This is a genomic window from Pseudomonas bijieensis (assembly GCF_013347965.1).
Classification (GTDB): domain Bacteria; phylum Pseudomonadota; class Gammaproteobacteria; order Pseudomonadales; family Pseudomonadaceae; genus Aquipseudomonas; species Aquipseudomonas bijieensis.
Genome location: NZ_CP048810.1, coordinates 2816681 through 2842055, shown reverse-complemented (window position 1 = coordinate 2842055; position 25375 = coordinate 2816681). Strand labels below are relative to the sequence as shown.

At 61.0% G+C, this 25375-nt stretch carries 22 protein-coding genes, 2 tRNA genes and 1 pseudogene; 9 read left to right on the top strand and 16 right to left on the bottom strand.

Features of this window, described 5'->3' with window-relative positions; all coding sequences use genetic code 11:
* Window positions 1-42 precede the first annotated feature (42 nt).
* Both recA and recX read left to right on the top strand, forming a co-directional pair.
* Window positions 43-1095 carry a recombinase RecA gene (gene recA, locus GN234_RS12365; RefSeq protein ID WP_003198351.1) on the top strand — a complete coding sequence of 351 codons (1053 nt, stop codon included), beginning with the start codon at window positions 43-45 and terminating at the stop codon, window positions 1093-1095.
* A gap of 8 nt (window positions 1096-1103) precedes the next feature.
* Complete coding sequence (gene recX / locus GN234_RS12360) at window positions 1104-1571, top strand: recombination regulator RecX (protein ID WP_018607949.1); 468 nt, start codon at window positions 1104-1106, stop codon at window positions 1569-1571.
* Between the two features lie 45 nt (window positions 1572-1616).
* Here the strand turns inward: recX and GN234_RS12355 are convergent, their stop codons facing one another.
* Window positions 1617-2735 (bottom strand): LOG family protein, encoded by a 1119-nt coding sequence (locus GN234_RS12355; protein ID WP_109755669.1) that lies wholly within the window; start codon window positions 2733-2735, stop codon window positions 1617-1619.
* A 440-nt stretch (window positions 2736-3175) separates the two neighbouring features.
* Between GN234_RS12355 and GN234_RS12350 the strand changes: the two genes are divergently transcribed.
* Complete coding sequence (locus GN234_RS12350) at window positions 3176-3370, top strand: hypothetical protein (RefSeq protein ID WP_109755670.1); 195 nt, start codon at window positions 3176-3178, stop codon at window positions 3368-3370.
* Here the strand turns inward: GN234_RS12350 and GN234_RS12345 are convergent, their stop codons facing one another.
* Window positions 3371-3793, bottom strand: a complete 423-nt coding sequence (locus tag GN234_RS12345) for a quorum-sensing-regulated virulence factor family protein (RefSeq protein ID WP_109755671.1) — start codon at window positions 3791-3793, stop codon at window positions 3371-3373.
* A 184-nt stretch (window positions 3794-3977) separates the two neighbouring features.
* On the opposite strand from GN234_RS12345, the gene GN234_RS12340 reads away from it, so the two are divergent.
* The 3 genes from GN234_RS12340 (at window position 3978) to GN234_RS12330 (ending at window position 6026) form a co-directional block, all read left to right on the top strand.
* Window positions 3978-4724, top strand: a complete 747-nt coding sequence (locus GN234_RS12340; protein ID WP_109755672.1) for a tRNA-uridine aminocarboxypropyltransferase — start codon at window positions 3978-3980, stop codon at window positions 4722-4724.
* Between the two features lie 213 nt (window positions 4725-4937).
* Window positions 4938-5591: a response regulator transcription factor ErdR gene (erdR, locus tag GN234_RS12335; protein WP_003198362.1), complete on the top strand. Its 654-nt coding sequence runs from the start codon at window positions 4938-4940 to the stop codon at window positions 5589-5591.
* A gap of 72 nt (window positions 5592-5663) precedes the next feature.
* Window positions 5664-6026, top strand: a complete 363-nt coding sequence (locus tag GN234_RS12330) for a diacylglycerol kinase (protein ID WP_003184792.1) — start codon at window positions 5664-5666, stop codon at window positions 6024-6026.
* Window positions 6027-6030: 4 nt separating this feature from the next.
* Here the strand turns inward: GN234_RS12330 and GN234_RS12325 are convergent, their stop codons facing one another.
* Entirely contained in the window at window positions 6031-6957 is a 927-nt protein-coding gene (locus GN234_RS12325; protein WP_162893797.1) for a LysR family transcriptional regulator, read from the bottom strand.
* A gap of 122 nt (window positions 6958-7079) precedes the next feature.
* On the opposite strand from GN234_RS12325, the gene fpr reads away from it, so the two are divergent.
* Complete coding sequence (gene fpr, locus GN234_RS12320; RefSeq protein WP_003198368.1) at window positions 7080-7859, top strand: ferredoxin-NADP reductase; 780 nt, start codon at window positions 7080-7082, stop codon at window positions 7857-7859.
* 204 nt (window positions 7860-8063) lie between these two features.
* Here the strand turns inward: fpr and tsaA are convergent, their stop codons facing one another.
* The 5 genes and pseudogenes from tsaA to rimO all read right to left on the bottom strand — a co-directional run bounded on the left by tsaA (window position 8064) and on the right by rimO (window position 12137).
* Window positions 8064-8762, bottom strand: coding sequence for a tRNA (N6-threonylcarbamoyladenosine(37)-N6)-methyltransferase TrmO (gene tsaA, locus GN234_RS12315; RefSeq protein WP_176688535.1), 699 nt, complete (start codon window positions 8760-8762; stop codon window positions 8064-8066).
* Window positions 8763-8771: 9 nt separating this feature from the next.
* A complete protein-coding gene (locus GN234_RS12310) occupies window positions 8772-9233 on the bottom strand; it encodes a YehS family protein (RefSeq protein WP_063322707.1) in 462 nt (153 codons plus the stop codon).
* 57 nt (window positions 9234-9290) lie between these two features.
* Window positions 9291-10001, bottom strand: a complete 711-nt coding sequence (locus tag GN234_RS12305) for an rRNA pseudouridine synthase (RefSeq protein WP_109755675.1) — start codon at window positions 9999-10001, stop codon at window positions 9291-9293.
* Window positions 10002-10083: 82 nt separating this feature from the next.
* Window positions 10084-10558: pseudogene (locus GN234_RS12300) on the bottom strand (GNAT family N-acetyltransferase).
* Between the two features lie 238 nt (window positions 10559-10796).
* Window positions 10797-12137 (bottom strand): 30S ribosomal protein S12 methylthiotransferase RimO, encoded by a 1341-nt coding sequence (gene rimO, locus GN234_RS12295; protein ID WP_014336847.1) that lies wholly within the window; start codon window positions 12135-12137, stop codon window positions 10797-10799.
* 334 nt (window positions 12138-12471) lie between these two features.
* Between rimO and GN234_RS12290 the strand changes: the two genes are divergently transcribed.
* The gene (locus GN234_RS12290; protein WP_370873800.1) at window positions 12472-14313 is read left to right on the top strand and encodes a potassium transporter Kup; all 1842 of its coding nucleotides are present in this window, start codon (window positions 12472-12474) and stop codon (window positions 14311-14313) included.
* 255 nt (window positions 14314-14568) lie between these two features.
* Here the strand turns inward: GN234_RS12290 and GN234_RS12285 are convergent, their stop codons facing one another.
* The 4 genes from GN234_RS12285 to GN234_RS12270 all read right to left on the bottom strand — a co-directional run bounded on the left by GN234_RS12285 (window position 14569) and on the right by GN234_RS12270 (window position 19036).
* On the bottom strand, window positions 14569-15858 hold the full coding sequence (locus GN234_RS12285; RefSeq protein WP_109755679.1) for a virulence factor family protein: 1290 nt from the start codon (window positions 15856-15858) through the stop codon (window positions 14569-14571).
* On the bottom strand, window positions 15858-18500 hold the full coding sequence (mprF, locus tag GN234_RS12280; RefSeq protein WP_176688534.1) for a bifunctional lysylphosphatidylglycerol flippase/synthetase MprF: 2643 nt from the start codon (window positions 18498-18500) through the stop codon (window positions 15858-15860). Before mprF ends, GN234_RS12285 begins: the two co-directional genes overlap by 1 nt.
* A 151-nt stretch (window positions 18501-18651) precedes the next feature.
* Window positions 18652-18728: transfer RNA gene (locus tag GN234_RS12275), tRNA-Met, on the bottom strand.
* Window positions 18729-18959: 231 nt separating this feature from the next.
* Window positions 18960-19036: transfer RNA gene (locus GN234_RS12270), tRNA-Met, on the bottom strand.
* A gap of 282 nt (window positions 19037-19318) precedes the next feature.
* Here GN234_RS12270 and dinB point away from each other — a divergent pair.
* On the top strand, window positions 19319-20380 hold the full coding sequence (gene dinB / locus GN234_RS12265) for a DNA polymerase IV (RefSeq protein ID WP_109755681.1): 1062 nt from the start codon (window positions 19319-19321) through the stop codon (window positions 20378-20380).
* Between the two features lie 157 nt (window positions 20381-20537).
* Here dinB and GN234_RS12260 read toward each other — a convergent pair whose 3' ends face one another.
* From GN234_RS12260 to GN234_RS12245, 4 genes are all read right to left on the bottom strand, one after another.
* A complete protein-coding gene (locus GN234_RS12260) occupies window positions 20538-21491 on the bottom strand; it encodes a hypothetical protein (protein ID WP_109755682.1) in 954 nt (317 codons plus the stop codon).
* A gap of 17 nt (window positions 21492-21508) precedes the next feature.
* A complete protein-coding gene (locus GN234_RS12255) occupies window positions 21509-23224 on the bottom strand; it encodes a proline--tRNA ligase (RefSeq protein WP_116831595.1) in 1716 nt (571 codons plus the stop codon).
* A gap of 129 nt (window positions 23225-23353) precedes the next feature.
* Window positions 23354-24913: an AmpG family muropeptide MFS transporter gene (locus tag GN234_RS12250; RefSeq protein WP_109755684.1), complete on the bottom strand. Its 1560-nt coding sequence runs from the start codon at window positions 24911-24913 to the stop codon at window positions 23354-23356.
* Between the two features lie 44 nt (window positions 24914-24957).
* Window positions 24958-25311 (bottom strand): MGMT family protein, encoded by a 354-nt coding sequence (locus GN234_RS12245; protein WP_109755685.1) that lies wholly within the window; start codon window positions 25309-25311, stop codon window positions 24958-24960.
* Window positions 25312-25375 lie beyond the last annotated feature (64 nt).

Below are 25375 nucleotides of genomic sequence, written 5' to 3'. Positions count from 1 at the left end.
AGGTGTTGGCCGTCAGGCCTTATTGATTACGTGAGGACTTTAATGGACGACAACAAGAAGAAAGCCTTGGCTGCGGCCTTGGGTCAGATCGAACGTCAATTCGGCAAGGGTGCCGTGATGCGTATGGGCGATCAGGACCGTCAGGCTATTCCTTCCATCTCCACTGGCTCCCTGGGTCTGGACATCGCACTGGGCATCGGCGGTCTGCCAAAAGGCCGTATCGTTGAAATCTACGGTCCTGAGTCGTCCGGTAAAACCACATTGACCTTGTCCGTGATCGCCCAGGCCCAAAAAGCCGGCGCGACCTGCGCCTTCGTCGACGCCGAACACGCCCTGGACCCGGAATATGCCGGCAAACTGGGGGTCAACGTCGATGACCTGCTGGTTTCCCAGCCGGACACCGGCGAGCAGGCCCTGGAAATCACCGACATGCTGGTGCGTTCCAATGCGGTCGACGTGATCATCGTCGACTCCGTGGCGGCGCTGGTACCTAAAGCTGAAATCGAAGGTGAAATGGGCGACATGCACGTGGGCCTCCAGGCTCGCCTGATGTCCCAGGCCCTGCGCAAGATCACCGGTAACATCAAGAATGCCAACTGCCTGGTGATCTTCATCAACCAGATCCGTATGAAGATCGGCGTGATGTTCGGCAGCCCGGAAACCACCACTGGTGGTAACGCGCTGAAGTTCTACGCCTCGGTCCGCCTGGACATCCGCCGTACTGGCGCGGTGAAAGAAGGTGATGAGGTTGTCGGCAGCGAAACCCGCGTCAAGGTCGTGAAGAACAAGGTGGCTTCGCCGTTCCGTCAGGCCGAGTTCCAGATTCTTTATGGCAAGGGCATCTACCTCAATGGCGAGATGATCGACCTGGGTGTGTTGCACGGTTTCGTCGAAAAATCCGGCGCATGGTATGCCTACAACGGCACCAAAATCGGTCAGGGCAAGGCCAACTCGGCCAAGTTCCTGGCAGATAATCCGGAAGTTGCCGCGGCTCTCGAGAAGCAACTGCGTGACAAGCTGCTGAGCCCAGTGGCAGACGTCAAGTCAGTCGCCAACCGCGAGACCGCTGACGACCTGGCTGACGCTGATATCTGATCGATCCGATGACCGCCGTACTCGATACCCTCGTCGCGGTGCGGCGAACTGCGATGGACCTGCTCGCCAGGCGCGAGCACGGGCGAGTCGAGCTGACGCGTAAACTACGTCAGCGTGGCGCGCCCGATGAGTTGATCGACACAGCCCTCGACCGTTTGACTGAAGAGGGCCTGCTGTCGGAGTCCCGTTACCTGGAAAGCTTCGTCTCTTATCGCGCCCGCTCCGGCTATGGGCCTTTGCGCATTCGTGAGGAGCTGGGCCAGCGTGGTTTGCAGCGCCCGGATATCGAACTCGCCTTGCGCGAAAGCGGTATCGATTGGCAGGAGCAACTGACGGACACCTGGCGGCGCAAGTTCTCAGGGCATTTGCCCATCGATGCACGAGAACGCGCGAAGCAAGGGCGTTTCCTGGCGTACCGAGGCTATTCCATGGAAATGATCAACCGCTTGTTCAGCGGTCGCGGTATGGACGATTAAATAAAACGGCCCGCTATTTCGATAGCGGGCCGTTTTTTTATGGGCTCAGGTTACCTTGATCGGCTCCCACGTGAGGGGATGGGGCTTTTGGGCGGGTTGGGCCCAGTTTTCCGGCAAATTGATGAAGTCCACCAGTTCCCTCAAGCGGCCGTGATCGCGGGCATTGAAAGTAAACGCCAGTCGCGTCAGATGACTGAAGCGGGGCTCGTCGTGCTCTTCACCGCTGTACTCATGTTGATGGAAGCAGTCGTTCAGGCACAGGTCGGCAAAATCCGCCTGCATCTGCTGCAATGCCTGTTCGCTTAGCTTGTGATTCATGCGGATCACGAACTGATGCTTGAGCCAGCGACTGGAGTGAAAGTTGCGGTAGAACTGGTTGATCTCTTCCACGGCGTCTTCAGCGTTGTACACCAGGCGCATCAGTTTCATGTCAGTGGGCAGGATGTAGCGGTTTTGCTCCAATTGCTCACGGATAAAATCCAGGGCACCTTGCCAGAACTTGCCCCCTGGGACATCCAGCAAGACAACCGGTACCAGCGGGCTCTTGCCTGTCTGCACCAGCGTCAGGACTTCCAGAGCCTCATCTAGCGTGCCGAAACCGCCGGGGCAGAGCACCAGTGCATCGGCCTCTTTGACGAAAAACAGTTTGCGGGTGAAGAAGAAGTGGAACGGCAGCAGGTTCGGCGTGCCTTCAACGGTCGGGTTTGCGTGCTGCTCGAAAGGCAGGGTGATATTGAATCCCAGGCTATGGTCACGCCCCGCGCCTTCGTGGGCAGCGGCCATGATGCCACCGCCGGCACCGGTGATGACCATCATGTCCGAACGGGCCAGCGCAGCCCCCAGCTCTCGGGCCAGGCCATACAAAGGATGTTCGATGGGTGTTCGGGCCGAGCCGAAGACGGTGACCTTGCGCCGGCCCTTGAACTGTTCGAGCGTACGGAAGGCGTGCTCCAGTTCCCGCAGGGCCTGTAACGTGATCTTGGCATTCCAGCGGTTGTGATCTTCCTGGGCCATGCGCAGCACGGTCAGGATCATGTCGCGGTAAATGGGGAGGTTGGGGCTGTTGGGGGACACCAGGTTGAGTTGCTCTTCGACCTTGCGGGTGAGGTCGTGGCCGTGGTTCTCAAAATGACGACTGAGCAGGTCATTCGGTTTGTAAGGCATTCAACTTCTCCTTCTTAACAGAACCCTGGCCCGAACGAGAGATTCGTCAGGGCCACGACACTCCGTGTGTCGTTGTCGGCCCAGGCCCGTGCCTGGACGTTCGACCTGGCTCGACGCGGTCTGCAGCAAAGCGATCAAGCCATCCAACAGGTTCCGTTTTTCCCTTGGATGAAAACAATCACACGGCAAGGTACTGGCAGGGCAGCCTCGTTCTGCCCGATGACAAAAGATACTTCTGAATCTAGCTGATCTTCGTAGCCCTGATCATGGCGCTCAAAAGTGACCGTTGGCAACCGCTGAAATACCTCACCGCTCGTCAGATTGGCGACTGGCTACGTGCCGCTCTGATTTACTGATAACAAGCGTACCAATGCAATTCGGCGCTCAGGGCTGGGCGTCAGGCGATGGACTGAAGCGGATAGGGCATGGAGGCGGGAGAGATGGCCAGGGTGACTCTGGAACTCGACAGGCAGTTATACCTGACGTTGTTGGAAGCGGCTAAGGCCAATCAGGTAAGTCTTGAAGAGGAATGCTGCCGACGGCTGGAAGGCCGGACCTGGCGCTCGCGTTATCTGCAAGCGCTGGTAGCCGAACTGCGCGCCGACGATGAGCAGCGGCGCGCACGCTTGGGTTGATTACTTCTTCGTCTTGGCCGGTTTCGGGCAGTCCGATTCCTGGAAGCGCTCGGTTGCAACCGGGCGGTTGGTCTTAACTTCGGTGAACTCGTAGCGCATGGTCGCGCCCTTGGCCATCAACTTGCGAAAGCCCGGATTGGTGCACACCGTGGAGCCCAACTGGAAATACACGGCCTTGGGGTCAGCACGCATTTTCTGCGCATGGCTGCTTTGCACGCTCAGGTGATTGATCAACTCGGTGCCTTCGACGGTGTAACCCTGGTCGAGGATGTCTTCGTTGATCGCCCGTGGCGTACCGACGCTACTTTCCCTGGCGACGTTCTGCAGCATCTTGTTCAGTTCGAGTTCTTTCAGCGAGGCAGCCTGAGCGCTGAGGGACGTTGCCAGCAAAACGGCAACGGTAGGGACGATAAGGCGCAGCATGAAACTCTCCTGGTTCAGTGACTGGTGGTTCGACCGATCACATGACTGTGCGTTCAGTGGCCGGGAATTATAGGGGAGCCCGGGTGGACGGTACAGGCTCGTGCGCTCTGGTAGACTGCCGGCCTTTATTGCCCTGCCGAGTGTCGTTCGTGTCGAGTTTTCCTGTCTGTCGGCGTCACCCACGATGAATCATGCCCCTAACGCCGTAGCCCGCCTGCGCGACCAGCGCATCGACGAAGGAATCAAGCCGATCCAGGCCCGTGGTTGGCGCGCCCCCCGTTGCAGCGCTTGCCGAGTGATCGAGAGCCATTGCCTGTGCGCCTGGCGTCCTAGCGTCGAGACCCGCTCCGGGGTCTGCCTGATCATGACCAACAAGGAAGTGTTCAAGCCGAGCAACACCGGTTGGCTGATTGCCGATGTGGTGCGCGACAATCATGCATTCATCTGGTCGCGCACCGACGTTGATGAACAACTGCTGGCATTGCTGAACGATCCGCAATGGCAACCGTACCTGGTGTTTCCTGGCGAATACGTCGAGCCATCGCGGGTTACCCACACGGTTGACCTCGATCATTCCAAGCGCCCGTTGTTCATTCTGCTGGACGCGACCTGGACGGAGGCGCGGAAGATTTTCCGTAAAAGCCCGTATTTCGACCGGCTGCCGATCCTGAGCCTGCTACCCGACAGACTGTCGCGCTACCGCTTGCGCCGTTCGACCCGCAGCGAGCACCTGTGCACCGCCGAAGTGGCGGCGTTGTGTCTGGAACTGGCGGGGGACACCGACGCCGCGTCGGCCCTGGACGCCTATTTCGATGTGTTCAGCCAGCATTACCTGGGGGCCAAGGGGCAGCAGGAGGTGAACGTGTCGACCCCGGCGCACGCGCAGTTGCAAGCCTTTATCGGTACACCGCAGGCGGTATTGGCCCAATAGTGGCCCATACTGGACACAGGGGCGGCCGTGCTGCTTGACCACCCCGGCTTCGCTGGGCATGCTTGGCGCCGACCCGGGTGCAGCCGATGTTTGAAACGCCATGTTTGGCGTTGAACGTGCCCCTGTGGATGCCGCTGCATGGCGGTGTCTTGAGTTGTCTTGGCGAGGCGCGAATGCATCGGGCCTGCCATTAAAAACAGGATCATTGGAAAAATGGCCACATACGAAATCCTGATTGCCGATGACCACCCGCTCTTTCGCAGCGCGTTGCATCAGGCAGTGACCCTGGGCCTTGGCCCGGCTGTCCGGTTGACGGAGGTGGCCAGTATCGCGGAACTGGAGGTCCAGCTGACGGCGAAGGCCGATTGGGACCTGGTGCTGCTGGATCTGAACATGCCCGGTGCCTATGGGTTTTCCGGGCTGGTGCTGTTGCGCGGCCAATACCCGCAGATCCCCGTGGTCATGGTCTCGGCCCAGGAAGAAGCCTCGGTGATGGTCAAGGCCCGGGAGTTCGGTGCCAGTGGCTTCATACCCAAGTCCAGTTCCCTGGAGATGATCCAGAAGGCTGTGAAAGCGGTCCTGGACGGCGATGTCTGCTGGCCGCCCCAGGCGTTCGAAGCAGTGAGCGTGTCCGAGGAAGCCAAGGCCGCCAGCGAGGGGCTGGCCAGCCTCACGCCGCAGCAGTTTCGGGTGTTGACCATGGTCTGCGAAGGCCTGCTGAACAAGCAGATTGCCTATGAGCTGAACGTGTCGGAGGCCACCATCAAGGCCCACGTCACGGCGATCTTTCGTAAGCTGAACGTGCGCACCCGGACCCAGGCAGCCTTGCTGTTGCAACAACTTGAGTCAATTTCACCGCAGGCTTAGTGTTCTGATTCACGCTTTTTTGACCGGGTTTGAATTAGTTTCTCCACTCCTTTTCGATCAGTTGCCCACTCTATGTCACCTTTTAAAGGCCAGACCGGCCTGAAACGCATCCTCAACGCCTCCGGCTATTCCTTGGACGGACTGCGTGCGGCTTTTGTCGGCGAAGCGGCTTTCCGTCAGCTGGTGCTGCTCAACGTCGTGCTGATTCCGTTGTCATTCTTCCTGAACGTCAGTCGTGTCGAGCAGGCGCTGCTGATAGCCGTGTGTCTGCTGGCATTGATCGTGGAGCTGCTCAACTCGGCGGTGGAGGCGGCCATCGACCGCATCTCCCTGGAACTGCACCCATTGTCGAAAAACGCCAAGGACATGGGCAGCGCCGCCCAGTTCGTCGCCCTGACAATGATCGCGTTGGTCTGGGGCGTGGTGCTGTTGTAGCGGCTCACGCAATGGCCGGTAGCACGATTTCGTCGCTGCGTTGGGCCCCGGCGGTGAACGCTCGGCACAGTTCGAGGAATTCACGCATGGCCGAGGTCTGGTACTTCTGTTTATGCCAGATGAAATAAAACTGCCGCGCCAGGTCCATGTCCGGGGTTTCCACCGCGACGAGGCTGCCGCGGCGGAAGGCGTCGCGCAGGGCCAGGCGTGAAATGCAGCCAATGCCCAGGCCGGACTCCACGGCGCGCTTGATCGCTTCGGTGTGTTCCAGTTCCAGGCGGATGTTTAGCGCACTGCGGTGGTGGCGCATGGCTTGGTCGAAGGTCAGGCGGGTGCCGGAACCCTGTTCCCGCAGGATCCAGGCCTCATGGGTCAGTTCCTCCATGGTCGCCTGGCCGCGCTTGGCCAGCGGGTGTTGGGGGGCGCAGAACACCACCAGTTCGTCCTCGACCCAGCTCTGCACCTCGATGTCCGGATGGCTGCAGTCACCTTCGATTAGACCCAGATCAATTTCATAGTGGGCAACCTGGTGCACGATATTGGCAGTGTTCTGCACGTGCAGCTTCACCTGGCTTTCCGGATGGCGCTGCATGAAGCCGCCGATCAGCAGGGTCGCCAGGTAATTGCCGATGGTCAGCGTGGCGCCGACCGCCAATGAGCCGAAACCGGACTTGCCATTGAGCAGGTCTTCGATCTCCTTGGCCTGGTCCAGCAGCGCCACGGCCTGGGGCAGCAGCTGTTTGCCCAGGGCATTGAGGCTCAGGCGTTTGCCGGCGCGGTCGAACAACTGGCAGCTGGATTGGCGCTCCAGTTCAGTGATGGAGGTGCTGGCGGCCGACTGCGATAGATTGAGCAGGCCCGCAGCACGGGACACACTCTCTTGCTGAGCGACGGCGACGAAGACTTGAAGTTGACGAAGAGTAAATCGCATATCGATATAACCGATAACCCTTATCTTAATAATCCATTTAACAGATATTGTCGCCGCCATTAGAATGCGATGCAATTGCGCAAATTAACGACGCAGGCATCATTCCCCAGGAGTCACCGTACATGAGCAACATGAACCACGAGCGTGTCCTCAGTGTTCATCACTGGAACGACACTCTGTTCAGCTTCAAGTGCACCCGCGATCCGGGCCTGCGCTTCGAGAACGGCCAGTTCGTGATGATCGGCCTGCAACAGCCCAACGGCCGCCCGCTCATGCGCGCTTACTCGATTGCCAGCCCGAACTGGGAAGAGCACCTCGAGTTCTTCAGCATCAAGGTGCCTGACGGTCCGCTGACCTCCCAGTTGCAGCACTTGAAGGAAGGCGACGAGATCATCATCAGCAAGAAGCCCACCGGCACGCTGGTGCTGGACGATCTCAAGCCTGGCAAGCATTTGTACCTGCTCAGCACCGGCACTGGCCTGGCGCCGTTCATGAGCGTCATCCAGGATCCGGAAACCTACGAGCGTTTCGAAAAGGTGATCCTGTGCCACGGCGTACGTTACGTCAATGAAGTCGCCTATCGCGAATTCATCACCGAACACTTGCCGCAGAACGAGTTCTTCGGCGAAGCGCTGCGTGAAAAGCTGATCTACTACCCGACCGTGACGCGCGAACCGTTCGAGAACGAAGGTCGCCTGACCGACCTGATGCGCAGTGGCAAGCTGTTCCGCGACATTGGCCTGCCGCCGATCAACCCGCAGGATGACCGCGCCATGTTGTGCGGCAGTCCAAGCATGCTCGACGAGACCAGCGAAGTGCTCAACAGCTTCGGCCTGACCGTTTCGCCGCGTATGCGCGAGCCAGGTGATTACCTGATCGAGCGGGCGTTTGTAGAGAAGTAAACCTCGACATCTGCGGTGGCTGAATGATCGCCATCGCGAGCAGGCTCGCTCCCACAATGAATCCTGTGTGAACACAAATCTCGTGTCCACTGCATATCAAATGTGGGAGCGAGACTGCTCGCGATGGTCGTGACTCGGTCCAGACAGCCAAAAAAAGCCCGCGCTACCTGAAGAAGGCAGCGCGGGCTTTTTCGTTTCTGGCGGTTACGATTTCGCCGGAATCACTTCTACCACCCGGATCACCCCCGGCTGTGGGTAATGCCAGCGAACGTCCAGGTCCCAGAACTGCGCGCCGTATTCCCGCTCGGCTGTAGGAATCTGGTACGCCGGGCGTGGGTCTTGGGCCAGGCACTGTTCAATCAGCGCTACCAAGGGCTCTTCCAGGCGCGTGGCGTGATCTTGGGCCTGCAGCAGGGCGGTGTCCGCCCATTGCACGGGGATCAGCTCAGGCGCGGCGCTGGCAATGTCGTTGGACGCCGAGTCGATGATGTCGGCGTAGGGCACGTAGGGCTTGATGTCCAGCACTGGCGTGCCGTCCAGCAAATCGATACCCGAGATCCACAGGCGCCCGGCTTCGACCCGTTCCAGCTTCACCACCGACTGGCCGATGCCGTTGGGTCGGTGGGTGGCGCGGGTGGCGAATACGCCCATGGACTTATTGCCGCCCAGGCGCGGTGGACGAACCTTCAACCGTGGCTTGTCTTCCAGGGCCTGATGGAACAGGAACAGCAGCCAGACATGACTGACCTGCTCCAGCCCTTGCACCGCATCTCCCTGATCGAACGGCGCCACCAGCTCCAGCACACCGCGCGCGGCCGGGGCCAGTTGTGGTTGACGGGGGATGGCGAACTTCTCCTTGAAGCAGGAGCGGACGAAGCCGATGGGGGAGACGGTATGGGTCATTGGCTGGGATCAGCCGCGCACGCGCAGCGTCAGGCCCTTGAGGAAGTTGCGCAGCAACTGGTCGCCACAAGGGCGGTAGTTGGTATGTCCGAATTTGCGGAACAGCGCGCTCAGCTCCGGCTTGGACACCGGGAACTCGGCGGCCTTGAGGATGGCGTGCATGTCGTCTTCCTTCAGTTCGAAGGCCACCCGCAGTTTCTTGAGGATGATGTTATTGGTCACCGGCACTTCGATCGGCTGCGGCGGACGACTTTCGTCCTTGCCACGCTTGAAGATCACCAGACCGTCGAGAAAATGCGCCATGACCTCGTCAGGGCAGAACACGAAGCCTTCTTCCTCGTCTTTCTTGAGGTAGCCCGCCAGGTCCGCCAGGGAGACTTCCAGGCCGCCGAGCTTGATGATCTCGATGACTTTCTTGTCGCTGATGTCGAGCATGTAGCGCACGCTGCGCAGTACGTCGTTGTGAATCATGTGTGCAGTCCTGATCAATCGGCAATGGGCGCCCCGGCTCTGCGGGGCGCCGGAAAATTAGAATTTCTCTTTGGCGGACAGGTAGCGCCACTGGCCCAGCGGCACCTTGCCGATGGACACGCCGCCGATGCGGATGCGGCGGATGGCGACCACCTTGAGGCCGACCGCCTGGCAAAACAGTGCGATCACACCCGGTTGCGGGTTTTTCATGGCGAAGCGCAGGCGGTTCTCGTTCTGCCAGCTGGCCTTGACCGCCGGCAGTTCCTTGCCCTTGTAGCTCAAGCCATGGTTCAGGCGATTGAGGCCATGGGCGACCATCTCGCCTTCGACTTCGACCACGTATTCCTGCTCGATCTTGGCGGCGTCGGCGGTGAGCTTGCGCAGGATCTTCCAGTCCTGGGTGAACACCAGCAGCCCGCTGGCGTTGGCCTGCAGGTCGGCGCTGGCGGTCAGGCGCAGGAAGTGGCCCTTGAGCGGCCGCTTGCCGAAGCGATGTTCTTCGCTCAGGGTCTGCGGTCCAAGGGAGGCCATTGCAGTGTCTACATCGGTGCCTGCCGGGACGTTCAGCAGCAGGGTCACCGGCTCCGGCGCGGTGGCCTTGGCCTCGGGATCGAGTTCGACTTTCTGGGTAGTGACCTTGAACTGCGGTTCATCGATCACTTCGCCATCCACGGTGACCCAGCCGCCCTCGATGAACAGCTCAGCCTCCCGACGGGAGCAGCCGACGAGTTCGATGAGGCGTTTGGAGAGACGAATCGGGTCAGTCATGACAGGGCCGTAACAAAAAGAGGGTGGGCATTGTACCTGCCTGGCGCGGGTTAATCGCGGGTCCATTTGCCTCGTGTGGCTTTTAGCCGCGTCGGGCCTTCAGGTCGGGCTGTTTGTAGCGCATGTGCAGCAGTGGATAAGGCTGGTTCATGCCATCCCGTGCCGAGCGCCCAATCACTTCGAACCCCTGCTTGAGGTAAAAGCCCAGGGCTTGCGGGTTCTGTTCGTTGACGTCCAGTTGATCGGCGTTCAGGTGTTCCATGGCGTAGTGCAGCAGTTGTTTGCCCAGGCCCTGGCCACGGTGTTGCGGGTCGATGAAGAGCATCTCGATCTTGCCGGCGGCAACACCGGCGAAACCGGTGATTCGCTGGCGAGTATCCCGGGTGCAGATGAGCATGACCGCATCGAGGTAACGGGTGAGCACCAGGTTTTTCAGCAGCTCGATATAGCTGTCCGGCAGAAAGTCATGGGTGGCCCGCACCGAAGCCTCCCAGACCTGGGTCAGTTCCTGATAATCGCTGGGTTTGGGGGGTGTGGATGACCGAATGCTGGCGCATGCCCGTCAGTTCCTTGTGCTGGATGTTCCGGATTTCTTCATACGATAGCCGTAAAAAAGCCCCGCATCTTGTCGCAAGGCAGGGCTTTTCAATTTTTCGGCTTGTGAAAGCATCTGTGGGGAGCCGAGCTTGCTCGCGATGGCGTCGTGTCAGCCAACTTTCATGCTGACTGATACACCGCCATCGCGAGCAAGCTCGGCTCCCACAGGTCATGCAGCAGCCTGTAAAGCGCGGCAGATCAACCGATCTGTTCAGCCCACAAGTCGTATTCGTCGGCGTCGGTCACCTTGCACCAGACCTTGTCGCCCGGCTTGAGGTTGCTGCCGTTGTCGATGAAGACGTTGCCGTCGATTTCCGGCGCGTCGAAGAAGCAGCGGCCCACGGCGCCTTGCTCGTCCACTTCATCCACCAGCACTTCGATTTCACGGCCGATGCGCATTTGCAGGCGCGCCGAGCTGATGGCCTGCTGGTGCGCCATGAAGCGCTCCCAACGGTCCTGCTTGACGTCGTCCGGCACCACGTCCAGGTCCAGGTCGTTGGCCGGTGCGCCTTCGACAGGGGAATACTGGAAGCAGCCAACGCGGTCGAGTTGGGCTTCGGTCAGCCAGTCCAGGAGGTACTGGAAGTCTTCTTCGGTTTCACCGGGGAAGCCGACGATGAAGGTCGAACGGATGATCAGGTCCGGGCAGATTTCGCGCCAGTTCTTGATCCGGGCCAGGGTCTTGTCTTCGAACGCCGGGCGCTTCATGGCCTTGAGGACTTTCGGGCTGGCGTGTTGGAACGGGATGTCCAGGTACGGCAGGATCTTGCCGGCCGCCATCAGCGGGATCAGTTCGTCGACATGTGGGTACGGGTAGACGTAATGCAGGCGGACCCAGACGCCGAGGGTGCTGAGGGCTTCGCACAGTTCGGTCATGCGGGTTTTCACCGGCGCGCCGTTCCAGAAGCCGGTGCGGTACTTCACGTCGACGCCGTAGGCGCTGGTGTCCTGGGAGATCACCAGCAATTCCTTGACGCCGGCCTTGACCAGGCGCTGGGCCTCGTCGAGCACATCGCCCACCGGGCGGCTCACCAGTTTGCCGCGCATCGACGGGATGATGCAGAAGCTGCAGCTGTGGTTGCAGCCTTCGGAAATCTTCAGGTAGGCATAGTGGCGCGGGGTTAGCTTGATGCCCTGTGGCGGCACCAGGTCGATCAGCGGGTTGTGGTCCTGGCGCGGTGGCACCACTTCGTGGACGGCGTTGACCACCTGTTCGTACTGCTGAGGACCGGTTACAGACAGCACGCTCGGGTGCACGTTGCGGATGTTGCCTTCTTCCACGCCCATGCAGCCGGTGACGATGACCTTGCCGTTTTCCTTGATGGCTTCGCCGATCACTTCCAGGGACTCGGCCTTGGCCGAATCGATGAAGCCGCAGGTGTTGACCACCACCACGTCGGCGTCCTGGTAAGTGGACACTACATCATAGCCTTCCATGCGCAGTTGGGTCAGGATGCGCTCGGAGTCGACCAGAGCCTTCGGGCAACCCAGGGATACGAAGCCAACCTTCGGATTGGCTGGCGCGGTAGTGGTGGACATGTCTAACCTCGGTGTAGGGGGATCGTCTCTTGCCGAGACAGGGCGCCTGGCGCGCCTCTGATCAAAAAGTGCGCAATTCTATCCATGGCCGACGCACTTGACCAGCTTTATACCGGGAAATGCGACGAGTGCTGCGCTATGCTTCGCGCCTTTGCGTTCTGACGATTGCTACAGTCAACGAAACGTCTGTAACAATACGTAAAACAGCGCATGCTGCTTCAGCAAAACAAAGTGCTTCGTTCAAGAAGACAGGTCTGGGAATCGGGAGTGTTGGATGGGTCATGCAAGTAGTCAGGCGGCGGGTGCCGAGCATTCGGCAGCGAAGCCGCTGAGCATGCTGGTCGCGGCGGTCGGAGTGGTTTATGGCGATATCGGCACAAGCCCGTTGTACACCCTCAAGGAAGTGTTTTCCGGTGCCTATGGCGTGCCTGTCAATCACGATGGGGTGCTGGGGATTCTCTCGCTGATTTTCTGGTCGCTGATCTGGGTCGTGTCGATCAAGTACATGATGTTCGTCCTGCGCGCCGACAACCAGGGCGAGGGCGGGATCATGGCGCTCACTGCCCTGGCGCGGCGAGCGGCGGCGGGAAAGGCACGACTGCGGACATTCCTGGTGGTCTGCGGCTTGATCGGTGCGGCGCTGTTCTACGGCGACAGCATGATCACCCCGGCGATTTCCGTACTCTCGGCAATTGAAGGCCTTGGCCTGGCGTTCGAAGGCATCGATCACTGGGTGGTGCCGTTGTCGTTGGTGGTGCTGGTGGGGTTGTTCCTGATCCAGCGCCACGGTACCGCACGGATTGGCATCCTGTTTGGCCCGATCATGGTCACCTGGTTCCTGGTGCTCGGCGCTCTTGGCGTTTACGGCATCAGTCAGCAACCGGAAGTGATGCATGCGATCAACCCGGCCTGGGCTGTGCGCTTTTTTGTCGTCCATCCTGGCATGGGTGTGGCGATCCTTGGCGCGGTGGTACTGGCACTGACCGGCGCCGAAGCCCTGTACGCCGACATGGGCCACTTCGGCCGCAAACCGATCGCCCGGGCTTGGTTCATCCTGGTGTTGCCGGCGCTGGTGCTCAATTATTTCGGCCAGGGGGCGTTGCTGCTGGGTGACCCGGAAGCGGCGCGCAACCCGTTCTATCTGCTGGCGCCAAGCTGGGCACTGATCCCGTTGGTGGGCCTGTCGACCCTGGCCACGGTGATCGCTTCGCAAGCGGTGATTTCCGGCGCGTTCTCCCTGACGCGTCAGGCGATTCAGCTCGGTTATATCCCGCGCATGTACATCCAGCACACCTCCAGCGCCGAGCAGGGCCAGATCTACATCGGTGCGGTGAACTGGTCGCTGATGGTCGGCGTGGTGCTGCTGGTACTGGGTTTCGAGTCTTCCGGCGCGCTGGCCTCGGCCTACGGCGTGGCAGTGACCGGTACCATGCTGATGACCACGATCCTGGTGTCCGCGGTGATCCTGCTGTTGTGGAAATGGCCGCCGTTTCTGGCGGTGCCGCTGTTGTTCGGTTTCCTGCTGGTGGACGGCCTGTACTTCGCTGCCAACGTGCCGAAGATCATCCAGGGCGGCGCTTTCCCGGTCATCGCCGGCATTGCCTTGTTCGTGCTGATGACCACCTGGAAGCGCGGCAAGCAGTTGCTGGTGGATCGCCTGGATGAAGGGGCGCTGCCGCTGCCGATCTTCATCAGCAGCATCCGCGTGCAGCCCCCTCACCGTGTCCAGGGTACCGCCGTGTTCCTGACCGCGCGTTCGGACGCAGTGCCCCACGCGTTGTTGCACAACCTGTTGCACAATCAGGTGCTGCATGAGCAAGTCGTACTGCTGACGGTGGTCTATGAAGATATCCCCCGGGTGCCGCCGCAACGGCGCTTCGAGGTCGACGCCTATGGCGAAGGGTTCTTCCGGGTGATCCTGCACTTCGGCTTTACCGACGAGCCGGACGTCCCGCAGGCGCTCAAGCTTTGCCATCTGGATGACCTGGACTTCAGTCCGATGCGCACGACCTACTTCCTCAGCCGCGAGACCGTCATTGCCTCCAAGCTCGAGGGTATGGCCCGCTGGCGCGAGATACTGTTCGCCTTCATGCTGAAAAATGCCAACGGCAATCTGCGCTTCTTCAATCTGCCGCTGAACCGGGTGATTGAATTGGGAACGCAGGTCGAAATGTAAGCCTGGGCAAGAAGCCCCCGTTGCCTTGCGGCGGCGGGGGCTTTTTTGTGGGCGACCCAAATGTAAGATGCTAATGAATCCTTGTGGGAGCGAGCCTGCTCGCGATAGCTGAGGGTCAGTTGACGGTGATGTTGACTGTGCTGCCGTCATCGCGAGCAGGCTCGCTCCCACAGGGGTATGTGCAAATCGAACGACCACAAAAAAGCCCTTGCATCCGTAAAGGCTGCAGGGGCTTCTCGTTAAGCCTGCATCAGGTCACTGGTCGGCAGGCTTGCTCTGGCGCTTGTTGATCTCATCGATCAGGCGCTTGGCCAGGGCCGGGTAGTTTTCGTCAAAGTGGTGGCCGCCGGGCAGTTTGATGGCTTCGCCCACGGCGGTCTTGTCGGTGCAACCGCTTTCGTCAGCCTCTTCGCCGCCATAGATGCACACCACTTTCTCGGCAGGCAGCTTGGCCATTTCCGGGCCGGTGGCCGCCTCGGTGCCGGCGTTGCCGAGCCAGCCTTCGACTTCGATCTCGAAGCTGCCGGTGCGGGCGAAGGCCAGCAGGATGATCGCATCGACCCGCTGTTGTTCGGTGGCTGGCAGGCGATTGTAGATGGCCGGCAGCACGTCGGCGCCGAAGGAGTAGCCGGTCAGGATGAAGCGCTTGGTGCCCCAGATCTGACGGTAGTGCTGCATCAGTTCGGCCAGGTCGACCGCGCTCTGCTCAGGGCTCTTGTGCTGCCAGTAGTAGCGCAGGGTGTCGATACCGACCACTGGGTAGCCGATCTTGGCCATTTCATCGGCCACGTCGCGGTCCAGGTCACGCCAGCCACCGTCGCCGGAGAGGAACAGGGTTACGGTGTCCCGCGCCTGGCTGGCTGGGACTTCCACCACCGGGATGCTCAGGCCACCCTTGCCCTTGTCGGCGCCTACCAGGATCTTGCGCAGTTCGTTGTTCAGCACTTGCGGCAGGTTGATGTCGTAGTCGCTGATGCTGGTTTCGGCATTTTTCTGATCCCGTACGAAACCGGCGCTGGTGTCGTCAGGGTTATCGTTCCACGCCACCAGCCAGTGGCCATGGGCCGCGCTTTTGGGCAGCAAGTGCGTGCAGCCGGGTTTTTCCAGGGCCAGGTCCACCGAAACGGCCTTGGCCTTGTCGTCTTTCTGCTCGGCCAGCCAGCGCCAGGCCAGCACGGCGCCAGGGCCGATGCCGCTAACCAGCGTGGCCGGCCCCTGGAGCTGCCGCAGGCCCGCTTGCAGGGCGCGGCCTTGCAGCATGCAGTCCTTGGGCAGGATCACCTGGACGATCTGTGCCGAGCCGCTGCGGCTGAGGGTCGTCAATTGGGTGTCGCTGAGCTTCTGGTCTTCATTGACCGCCACCAGCACCTGGGCACGTGGCTTGGTGCCAGGGATGACCCGGGTCATTGCCACGCCGTCGGCGGGCGCCAGTTGTTCCAGGGTGGGTTGCGGGGCCGGGCGGTTCCAGTACCAGTAACCGCCACCGAGAATCACCGCCAGCACCAGCAGGGCGGCCACTACGTATCGCCAGGAGCGTTGCATCATCAGCGTTTCACCAGTCCAGTCAGGCCGCCTGCAATCAGGGCGGCAGTATCGGCCAGCGCCACCAGCGGATCGAGTCCGGCGGGCACGGCCATGTAACGAGGTTCCCAGTCAGGCTGGAATTTATCTTTGAAGCGGCGCAGCCCCTGGAAGTTGTAGAGCTGCTCGCCACGGCGGAACACCATCGAGCCTAGGCGCTGGGTCAGCGGCGCGCCACGACGCGGCTGCAGGCCCGACAGTGGGACCATGCCCAGGCTGAAGCGGGCATAGTCATGGTTCTTATAGTGTTGGATGAGGCCGACCATCATGAACTCCATGGTCAGCTTCGGGGCTTCGGGGTGGGCGCGCATCAGGTCGAGGCTGGCCAGATCATGGCTGTGGGTCTCCAGCAGGTTGGCGAATGCGACCGGGCGGCCTTCGAATCGAATCACCGCGATACGAAAGTGCTTGAGGTAGTCGTCGCTGAAACGGCCCAGGGAAAAACCTTTCTCGCGCACGTTCTTGCCGGTCAGCCAGGCATCGGAAATGACCTTGAGCTCATCCATCGGTGCCTGGCCCGGTTCGTGGATCTCCAGCGAAAGCCCGTCACGGGTGCCGCGGTTCCAGGTGTAACGCAAGTCCTTCATCTCTTTGCCCTTGGCTTCGAGATCGAAACGCTTGAGGTCGACCCGTGCTTCCTCGCCCAGCTTGATGGCTGTCAGGCCGATGTCCATGTAGTACGGCAGGTTCTCGGCACGCACCTGGTAGAACACCGGGCGGGCATGGTGGATGTCACACAGGTCACGGAACTGCCAGATCATTTCGGCCCGTTGTTGGGTTGGCCCGATAGGGTCATACAACGCCACCAGGCTGCGACCACGGCGGGCATACATCAGGAAGGCTTCGTCGTTGGGGTGAAACAGCAATGCCTTGTCACCGGTCAGGGCCAGGCCACCGTCGGGTTGCGAAGACGCCATGAGGATCGTCTTGGCCCGCTCCAGTTCTTCTGCGGTCGGCAAATGGATCACCGGCCGGGCGGTGCGCAGCAGCCAGGTCAGGGACACCACCACCAGCAGCACTGCCGCCCCCAGCAGCGAGCGCAGGCCACGAGGGGCGTCGGCGTCGAGGGTGAACTGCCACCAGAGTTGATGGCTGTAGGGCACGTCCTGGTAAGCAAACAGCAACAGCCAGATCGACGCGCCAAGCACGCAAAGGCTGGCGATCAGGAACAGTGGGGAAAACGGCAGCTCGGTCAGGCGACTCGGACGATAGAAGGAGCGCCGGAATACCGCCAGCAGGGAGGCCGTCAGCGTCAGCAACGTGGCTTCTTCCCAGTCAAAACCCTTGAGTAGGGAGAGCAGGGCGCCCACCAGCAGCAAAATGGTGGTCAGCATCCAGGCCGCCGACAGGCGGCGACGCAGCCCCTGGGCGAGCAACAGGCACAACACGCCCACCAGGCTGGCGCCGAAGTGCGAAGCGTCGACCAGCCGATGAGGGATCAGGAAACCGATGTGCTCCAGGCGGGTGTCGATTTCTGGTGTCACCCCGGAAAACAGCAGCACCACGCCCGAGAGGAACACCAGCACTGCCAGGATCGGTGCCGCGAGGCCCGACGCCGCCCGCAGGGTCTGGCGCGTCTGGAACAGCCGTTGCGCTTCATTGATCAGCAGCAATACGCAAGCCACCAGCATCGGCAGCAGCACGTAGATCAAGCGATACAGCAACAGCGCGGCGGCCAGTGGGGCGGCGCCGAGTTTGTCGGCAAACGCGGCCAGCAGGATCGCTTCGAACACGCCGACACCGCCCGGTACATGGCTGAGCACCCCGGCGGCCAGTGCCAGCAGGTACACCAGCAGGAAAGCGCCGAACGGCGGCGCCTCGGGCAGCAACAGATACAACACGGTGGCGGCGGCGGCGACGTCCAGCGCGGTGATCACCAGTTGCAGGAAGGTCAGGCGTCGGCCCGGCAGGCGCAGTGTGCGGCGCCCGGCCTTGACCAGCAGGCTGTCCCGATGAGGCTGTTCCGGCAGGCGCCGGCGGTAAATACCGATGGCCAACACGCTGGTGAGCAGCAGCACCGCCACGGAAATGGCCCCCAGCAAAGTCGCAGGCAGGTGCAGCGCAGCGGACGCGGCGGGCAGGTTGCTGAGCGTCGCCAGGGCCGCCAGCGGCGGCAACGCGCAGCCCAGGGACAGGCTGGCGAACAGCGTCATGTGGGCGACATCCGAGGCCCCCAGGCCATGACGCGCATACAGGCGGTAGCGCACCGAACCGCCCGACAGCAGTGACAGGCCAATGGCATTGCCGATGGCGAACGCGGTGAATCCGCCCAGGACCATGGTTTGTGGTGGCAGCGTCACTCCGGCGTAACGGCTGGCGGACCATTCGTAGCCCAGGAGAATGATGAAACCGGCCACCGTGGCGGCGATCGCACCGAGCAGGGCTGGCCGGGGCACCTCCAGAATAGAGTCGTGCAGGGCGTACAGATCGAGCTCGCTCAGCAGGTGGCGGCAGGCAATCAATGCAATCGCAAACAGCAGCAGCGTGACGGCGAGGCCGATGGGCTGGCGGTACTGGCTGATCCGATCCAGCCAACGCAGTCGCTCGGCCTTGATCGGTTGTGTCGCAGTAGCGGAGTCTTGCGGGTCAGACGAGTGGGCGCGCATCAATCACCTCTTGAGCTATGCGCGACAGGATGGGGGTATCCAGCCAAGTTACCAATCCCTGCGGCAGAAAATAATTACAAAACATTTGTAATGAAGTCTTTTTCGCCAGACACAAAAAAGGCCACTCTTTCGAGCAGCCTTTCTTGATATTTGGTTGCGGGAGCCGGATTTGAACCGACGACCTTCGGGTTATGAGCCCGACGAGCTACCAGACTGCTCCATCCCGCGTCTGTGTGGCGGCATTCTACAGGCGAACGCCCGAGTGTCAACCGTTAAAAGGCGATGGGGCCAAATAAACGAGCGATCCACACCTGGTCTTCCTAAATGCTCGGAATGTAAGGGAATTGTCCTACAACTTGGGGGGGCGTGAAGGGGCGCAGGCGGCGACTCTCTGATCATGTAGTCAAAAACGAGCACGCACAAAAAAGGCCACTCTCTCGAGTAGCCTTTCTTGATGTTTGGTTGCGGGAGCCGGATTTGAACCGACGACCTTCGGGTTATGAGCCCGACGAGCTACCAGACTGCTCCATCCCGCGTCTGTGTGGCGGCATTCTACAGAGGATCGCCTTGCTGTCAACCCCGGCGTCATAAAAACCTGTTCCGCTTCAAGCGCTTAGACTTGGTAAAGGGCATTGTGACAGCGCTGTGACGCAGGCCTGGCAAGGGCTGGCGCTCTATCGGATGATTCGCTGCGATTGAATAAATAAATTTATGTAGGCGCTTTCCTTACTGAGCGAAGGATCTTTCAAACTACTGGTGCTATATACAGGTGCGAGTGCGATACTGGTGACCCGATTCGTCGCACACTCCGCTTCTTTATGACGCAACGTAAAATCATCCACGTCGACTGTGACTGCTTCTATGCCGCTATCGAGATGCGCGATGACCCGCGGCTGGCCGGCAAGCCCCTGGCGGTGGGTGGTTCGGCGGATCGGCGGGGCGTGATTGCCACCTGTAATTATGAGGCTCGTGCCTATGGCGTACGCTCGGCCATGTCCTCCGGTCACGCGTTGAAGCTCTGTCCGGATCTCACTATCGTCAAGCCACGAATGGATGCCTACAGGGAAGCGTCGAGGGAAATTCATACGATTTTCAGCGATTACACTGACCTGATCGAGCCGCTGTCGCTGGACGAGGCTTACCTGGACGTCTCCGCCAGCGCTCATTTCGGTGGCAGCGCCACCCGCATCGCCCAGGATATTCGCCGACGCGTTTCCAACCAGTTGCACATCACCGTGTCCGCAGGCGTCGCGCCGAACAAGTTCCTGGCCAAGATCGCCAGTGACTGGAAAAAGCCCAACGGCCTGTTCGTCATCACCCCGGACCAGGTCGAGGACTTCGTCTCGGCCCTGCCGGTCAGCAAGCTCCACGGTGTTGGAAAAGTCACCGCCGATAAGCTGAACCGGCTTGGTATCGTCGATTGCCTGCAATTGCGTCAATGGGACAAGTTGGCGCTGGTGCGCGAATTCGGCAGTTTCGGTGAGCGGCTCTGGAGCCTGGCCCGTGGGATCGATGAGCGTCTGGTGCACAACGACAGCCGACGGCAGTCCATCAGTGTGGAAAATACCTACGATGTCGACCTGCCCGACCTGGTGAGCTGTCTAGACAAGCTGCCGGAACTGATGGAAACCCTCAGCGGACGCATGGCGCGGATCGACAGCAGTTATCGGCCGGGCAAGCCGTTCGTCAAAGTGAAGTTCCACGACTTCACCCAGACCACTCTGGAGCAGGCTGGGGCGGGGCGGGACCTGGGCAGTTACCAATTGCTGTTGACCCAGGCGTTCAACCGCGGTGGTAAACCGGTGCGATTATTGGGGATAGGCGTGCGGTTGGAAGATTTGCGCGGTGGGTTCGAGCAGTTGGAGTTGTTTGAACGGTGAGGCTGACGATGAGTGCCCTGCTTGGCGCGGTCCTTGTGGCAAGGGAATCCTGTGGGAGCAAGGCTTGCTCGCGATGGCATCCTTGAGACCGCCCTCGCGGGCAAGCCCTGCTCCCACAGGTCTCTCCTTCACACAACCTCCTGCCGCAGGAGGTATTTCAATTCACGCCAGGATCCGCCACCAGCCGCCCGCCATCCTTGGTCAGCGCTTTCATGAATTCGGCTTGCAGCTCTGGATCATTGCGGGTCAGTTCGATCAGGCTCTGCTCCAGTTCGCTGGCTTCTTCTTCCAGTCCCAGCTCCGACAGGCGCTTGACTCGATGAACCCACTGGCTCACTTCGTCGTCTTCCAGGTCGTCGTAGATCAACGCATGGGCTTCCAGCAGCTTGCTGCGCAAGGTGCTGCTGATGCTCAGGGATGAGTCGGTGTGCACTTCGTCCTGGGCATCCGTCACGCTGATCTGCAATTTGCCGAACTGGCTCAGATCCTGTTCGGCGAACGGGCTTTCCAGCAGGTTCAAGCGCAGCACGCCGTTACGGTCGGTGCTCAGCTCGAAGGTCTGCCGGGCGGCCTTGACCTCCACCGGGCGTTCGCTCCAAGGCAGGCTCGAGTGTTCCGTGCGCTTGTCGCGCTGGACTTCGTCGATGCCCGCCAGGTTCTGCTGGGCACGACCATGGGAAGGGACGTTCATGAATGGGTTGAGCCCGGCGAAACCATAGCTGATCCAGTCACGGGTCACGGTGTCCGGCAGGCTGCCGAGGGCGAACACATTGACCACGTTCGCGCCGACACCGGCCACCACGGCCACGGCACCCAAGGGGATTTCGTAAATCTCCCGCCAGGGTTGGTACGGCGTGTAGCGATCGTAATGGCGCGTGACCTCGAACTCAGTGACTTCGAAGGTCTTCTGCTCGTTGATTCGCACCCGCCGCTGGGGCAGGTCGAGCACCTTGGGTTCGCCCACGTCGATCTGCAGGCTGTGGTCGAGCAATTTACGCTCGACCCGCTCTTCGTGCTCGCTGCGTTGTGACATCTGGTTGGCACAGCCGCTGACCAGCAGGGCGCCGCACAGGGCGGCGCCACCGAGGCCTAAGGTGTTTCGCTTGAACATGACGTCTCTATCTGGTGTCAGCGGCGGATACGGGCCTGGAGGAACGACAGCACGTCGGCGACCGGCAGCGCTTGCGGCTCGGCCTCGGTGCGGCTCTTGTATTCCAGGTTGCCTTCGGCCAGGCCACGGTCACTGACGACGATCCGATGGGGGATGCCGATCAGTTCCATGTCCGCGAACTTGATGCCGGGGCTGGTTTTCTTGTCGCGGTCGTCCAGCAGCACTTCGAAGCCGGCGGCCGTCAATTCGGCGTAGAGCTTGTCGGTGGCTTCACGCACCAGGTCGGTTTCATAGCGCAGCGGCACCAAGGCAATCTGGAAAGGCGCCAGTGTGTCGCTCCAGATGATGCCTTTCTCGTCGTTGTTCTGCTCGATGGCGGCTGCCACCACGCGGGAAACGCCGATGCCATAGCAACCCATTTCCAGGGTGACCGGCTTGCCGTTCTCGCCCAGCACTTCGCACTTCATCGCCTTGCTGTACTTGTTACCCAGCTGGAAGATGTGCCCGACTTCGATGCCGCGCTTGATTTCCAGGGTGCCCTTGCCGTCCGGGCTCGGATCGCCGGCCACGACGTTGCGCAGGTCCGCGACGGTTGGCACCGGCAGGTCGCGTTCCCAGTTCACGCCGAAATAGTGCTTGTCATCGATGTTGGCACCGATGGCGAAGTCGCTCATCAACGCCACCGAGCGGTCGATGATGATCGGCAGCGGCAGGTTCAGCGGGCCGAGGGAACCGGCACCGGCGCCGATGGCGTCGCGCAGTTCGGCGTCGGTGGCCATGACCAGCGGGCTGGCGACGCCAGGCTGGTTGGCGGCCTTGATTTCGTTCAGCTCATGATCGCCACGGATGATCAGGGCAATCAGCTTGCCGGCTTCTTCCGCGCGGACGATCAGGGTCTTGATGGTCCGTTCGATCGGCAGGTTGTGGCCTTCCACCAACTGGGCAATGGTCTTGGCGTTCGGAGTGTCCACCAGGCGCAGCTCTTCGGTCGGCGCGGCGCGGGAGGTTTCCCGCGGCACGGCTTCGGCTTTCTCGATGTTGGCGGCGTAATCGGAGCCATTGCTGAAGACGATGTCGTCTTCGCCGGACTCGGCCAGTACGTGGAACTCGTGGGAGCCGGCACCGCCGATGGAGCCGTTGTCGGCTTCAACCGGGCGGAATTTCAGGCCCAGGCGGGTGAACACGTTGCAATACGCCTGGTGCATGCGGTCGTAGGTGACTTGCAGCGAGGCCAGGTCGGTATGGAACGAGTAGGCGTCCTTCATGATGAATTCGCGACCGCGCATCAGGCCGAAGCGTGGACGAATCTCGTCACGGAACTTGGTCTGGATCTGGTACAGGTTGATCGGCAGCTGCTTGTAGCTGCTCAACTCGTTGCGCATCAGGTCGGTGATCACTTCTTCGTGGGTCGGGCCTGCACAGAAGTCGCGACCGTGACGGTCTTTGATGCGCAGCAGCTCAGGGCCGTACTCTTCCCAGCGCCCCGATTCCTGCCACAGCTCGGCCGGTTGGGTGCCCGGCATCAACACTTCCAGGGAACCGGCGGCGTCCATCTCTTCGCGAACGATGGCTTCCACCTTGCGCATGACCCGCAGGCCCATCGGCAGCCAGGTGTACAGGCCCGAGGCGAGTTTGCGGATCATGCCGGCACGCAGCATCAACTGATGGCTGATCACGACGGCGTCGGAAGGCGTTTCTTTCTGTGTGGCGAGCAAAAATTGACTGGTGCGCATGGTTGGCCGTTGTCGGTTGCTGATGACGAGAAGTGACGGAGCATTGTACGGGCGAGATGCCCTGGCGTACAGGCGCGTGGCCGGTCGCCAGGTGCGAACGCCGGTTTCCCCGGCGTTTGCTGAAGTTTCCTACGACTCTTCTGCGGGCCGGGTGGGCGCCGGTTCCTCGGTCGGGGGCGAATCTTGGCGCCGGTTCTCCTGGAACCAGTGCAGGGCGATCAGCACCAGGGTCGGCACGCCAAGCAGGGCGGTGATCAGGAAGAAGTTGTGATAACCGAACTTCTCCACCATCACCCCTGAATAACCACCGATCAAGCGCGGCAGCAACAGCATGATCGAGCTGAGCAGGGCGTATTGGGTGGCGGAGAATTTCAGGTTTGTAAGACTCGACAGATAGGCGACGAACGCTGAAGTGGCCAGGCCGGAGCTGAAGTTGTCCAGGGAGATGGTGACGATCAACATCTTCAGGTTGGCGCCCATGTCGGTGAGCATCAGGAAGAGGATGTTGGTTCCGGCCGAGGCGACACCGCCTATGAACAGGATGGGCAGGATGCCGAAACGGACGATCAGCAGGCCGCCCATGCCGGCACCGACGAGGGTCATGATCAGCCCGAAAATCTTGCTGACGCTGGCGATCTGGTCCTTGGTGAAGCCCTGGTCGATGTAGAACACGTTGGCCATGACGCCCATGACCGTGTCGGACATCCGATAGGTTGCGATCAGCCCGAGCAGCAGCAGGGCCTGCCAGCGGTAACGGAGGATGAAATCGTTGACCGGCGTCAGCACTGGCGCCAGTCCACGGCGACCCATGGCCGACAGGCACAGGGCAGTCAGGATGATGTAGAGGATGGCCCGCAGGAACGCACGGTCTTCGAGCAGCAGGTCGAGCAGGCTGACGCCCTCGAACAGCACGCTGGCGAAATCGGTGTTGTAGAGTTGGGTGAACATCGCCGGGACTGACACCAACAGCACGATGAGCACGAACACCGACGCCAACTGATGAACGAACGTGTAGCGTCCGGCCTGCAATTGGGTGCGCAGCGGCACTGGCGGCTCGCGCATGAACAGCGAGGTCAGCAGCGCCGGGACCATCAATACGCCGAATAGCAGGTAGGTACCGGCCCAGGCCGAGTGCTTGTAGCTGAAGCCGGTGGAGCCAAATCCTTCGGCGAAGAACAGGGCGCCAGCGGTGGCCAATAGCGCGGCGATGCGATAACCGGACATGTAGCTGGCGGCGAGGGCGGCCTGGCGGGTGTCGTCGGCGATCTCCAGGCGATAGGCGTCGACGGCGATGTCCTGCGTCGCGGAGGCGAAGGCGACGATGACGGCGATGGCGATCAACCAGGACAGGTGTTTTTGTGGGTCGCAAAAGCCCATGCCGATCAGGCCGAGGATCACCAAGGCCTGGGAGAGCACCAGCCATGAACGGCGACGCCCCAGTTTGCCCAGTAGCGGCAGGCGCCATTGGTCGAGCAGCGGCGACCAGACCCACTTGAAGGCATACGCCAGGCCGATCAGGCTCGCATAGCCAATGGTTTCGCGGGCCACGCCGGCCTCGCGCAACCAGACCGAAAGCGTGGAAAACACCAGCATGTAGGGCAAGCCGGCGGCGAAGCCAAGCAGCAACAGCACGAGCGTCGAGGGACTGGCATAGGCGGCGAGGGCGGCGCGCCAGGTTTTACGGGGCATGGGCTGGAGTCTGCCTCAAAAATTGCGAAAACAAAGCGCGCACTCTAACCGCTGTGCTCTACCGGGCGCCAGCCATGGCGCTGAATATCAACACGATTGTTCAGGACACTGACTCCCTCCATGCGCAGGCGCGCGCGCTGTTCATCTCCTGAAGAGCTGCCCACCGGCAGACTGATCCGACCGCCGGCACCCAAGACTCGGTGCCAGGGCAGCTTGGTGTCATTCGGCAATTGGCTGAGGGTCCGCCCGACCCAGCGCGCCGCACGGCCCAGGCCGGCCATTTCGGCGAGTTGGCCGTAGGTGACGACCTTGCCCGCCGGCACTTGTGCCAGGGTCAGGTAGAGGGTGGTGCGGCGGATTTGGGCAGCGTTCTCGGTATCCGCTGGGGTATCAGTCACGTTGGGGGCTCCTCGGGTGTCCGTCTGTAGATTAATTCCTACAAGGTTGATTGAGAAATGAACT

Bases quoted from the DNA above. Each gene is read 5' to 3' on its own strand.
- recA (WP_003198351.1), top strand. From the start codon at position 43: ATGGACGACAACAAGAAGAAAGCCTTGGCTGCGGCCTTGGGTCAGATC.
- recX (WP_018607949.1), top strand. From the start codon at position 1,104: ATGACCGCCGTACTCGATACCCTCGTCGCGGTGCGGCGAACTGCGATG.
- GN234_RS12355 (WP_109755669.1), bottom strand. From the start codon at position 2,735: ATGCCTTACAAACCGAATGACCTGCTCAGTCGTCATTTTGAGAACCAC.
- GN234_RS12350 (WP_109755670.1), top strand. From the start codon at position 3,176: ATGGCCAGGGTGACTCTGGAACTCGACAGGCAGTTATACCTGACGTTG.
- GN234_RS12345 (WP_109755671.1), bottom strand. From the start codon at position 3,793: ATGCTGCGCCTTATCGTCCCTACCGTTGCCGTTTTGCTGGCAACGTCC.
- GN234_RS12340 (WP_109755672.1), top strand. From the start codon at position 3,978: ATGAATCATGCCCCTAACGCCGTAGCCCGCCTGCGCGACCAGCGCATC.
- erdR (WP_003198362.1), top strand. From the start codon at position 4,938: ATGGCCACATACGAAATCCTGATTGCCGATGACCACCCGCTCTTTCGC.
- GN234_RS12330 (WP_003184792.1), top strand. From the start codon at position 5,664: ATGTCACCTTTTAAAGGCCAGACCGGCCTGAAACGCATCCTCAACGCC.
- GN234_RS12325 (WP_162893797.1), bottom strand. From the start codon at position 6,957: ATGCGATTTACTCTTCGTCAACTTCAAGTCTTCGTCGCCGTCGCTCAG.
- fpr (WP_003198368.1), top strand. From the start codon at position 7,080: ATGAGCAACATGAACCACGAGCGTGTCCTCAGTGTTCATCACTGGAAC.
- tsaA (WP_176688535.1), bottom strand. From the start codon at position 8,762: ATGACCCATACCGTCTCCCCCATCGGCTTCGTCCGCTCCTGCTTCAAG.
- GN234_RS12310 (WP_063322707.1), bottom strand. From the start codon at position 9,233: ATGATTCACAACGACGTACTGCGCAGCGTGCGCTACATGCTCGACATC.
- GN234_RS12305 (WP_109755675.1), bottom strand. From the start codon at position 10,001: ATGACTGACCCGATTCGTCTCTCCAAACGCCTCATCGAACTCGTCGGC.
- rimO (WP_014336847.1), bottom strand. From the start codon at position 12,137: ATGTCCACCACTACCGCGCCAGCCAATCCGAAGGTTGGCTTCGTATCC.
- GN234_RS12290 (WP_370873800.1), top strand. From the start codon at position 12,472: ATGCTGGTCGCGGCGGTCGGAGTGGTTTATGGCGATATCGGCACAAGC.
- GN234_RS12285 (WP_109755679.1), bottom strand. From the start codon at position 15,858: ATGATGCAACGCTCCTGGCGATACGTAGTGGCCGCCCTGCTGGTGCTG.
- mprF (WP_176688534.1), bottom strand. From the start codon at position 18,500: ATGCGCGCCCACTCGTCTGACCCGCAAGACTCCGCTACTGCGACACAA.
- dinB (WP_109755681.1), top strand. From the start codon at position 19,319: ATGACGCAACGTAAAATCATCCACGTCGACTGTGACTGCTTCTATGCC.
- GN234_RS12260 (WP_109755682.1), bottom strand. From the start codon at position 21,491: ATGTTCAAGCGAAACACCTTAGGCCTCGGTGGCGCCGCCCTGTGCGGC.
- GN234_RS12255 (WP_116831595.1), bottom strand. From the start codon at position 23,224: ATGCGCACCAGTCAATTTTTGCTCGCCACACAGAAAGAAACGCCTTCC.
- GN234_RS12250 (WP_109755684.1), bottom strand. From the start codon at position 24,913: ATGCCCCGTAAAACCTGGCGCGCCGCCCTCGCCGCCTATGCCAGTCCC.